At 65.5% G+C, this 761-nt stretch carries 1 protein-coding gene and 1 pseudogene; both read right to left on the reverse strand.

Features of this window, described 5'->3' with window-relative positions:
• On the reverse strand, positions 1 to 462 hold a 462-nt coding region (locus tag AC1DKD_RS41735; RefSeq protein WP_477144796.1), incomplete at its 3' end, for an SDR family NAD(P)-dependent oxidoreductase.
• Positions 452 to 761: pseudogene (locus AC1DKD_RS41740) on the reverse strand (hypothetical protein); the annotation flags it as partial. The gene AC1DKD_RS41735 and the pseudogene AC1DKD_RS41740, both read right to left, overlap by 11 nt.

Genomic DNA, 761 nt, shown 5'->3' on the forward strand with positions numbered 1-761 from the left:
CACCGAGGCGATGTTGATGATGCGGCCCCAGCCGCGGCTGACCATGCCGTCGCACAAGGGCTTGGTCATGTTGAAGATGGAGTCCAGGTCCGTCCTGAGTACGATGTCCCAGTCGGCTTTGGTCATGCGCCTGAAGGTCATGTCGCGGGTGACGCCCGCGTTGTTGACCAGAATATCGACCTGGCCCATTTCGGCAAGGACCTGCGCGGCGCAGTACTGGCATGCTTCGAAATCGRCCACGTCGGTGGCAAAGGCGCTGAACTCGCGTCCCGCTGCCCGCTGGCGCGTTAGCCAGGCTTCGACATGGTCATTGCCCATCGAATGGGTGACGGCCACGCGATGGCCGGCGTCGTGCAGGCGCATCGCGATGGCTTCACCCAGTCCGCCCAGGCCGCCCGTCACCAGTGCGATCCGGCCTGAAGGCGGATTGGCGGGCATGCCGGCGGGGCGGTCAGCTGGCATGGATGACCTTCTTGCGCGTCGCGGCCAGGGCGCCGTCTGCCGGCTCCGCGCCTGTGCCGTTCAACGCGGGTTTCAACGCCGCGGCCTGGCTGAATTTCTCGAACAAAGCCTGCACCGGCGCCATCATCGAGGCGGTATTCCCCGCCTGCTGCAAGCCTGTCGCCTGGCAGCGCTGCCAGGATTCGCCGGCTTCGCGCATCTGTTCCACCATGGCGGTCTGGTTGTGGATGGCGAGACGCATCCACGCCTGCATCAGCTGCGCGCAGTGTTCGGCTTCATTACGCAGGATGGTGACGGGC

This window comes from Cupriavidus sp. 05T313 (assembly GCF_056396665.1).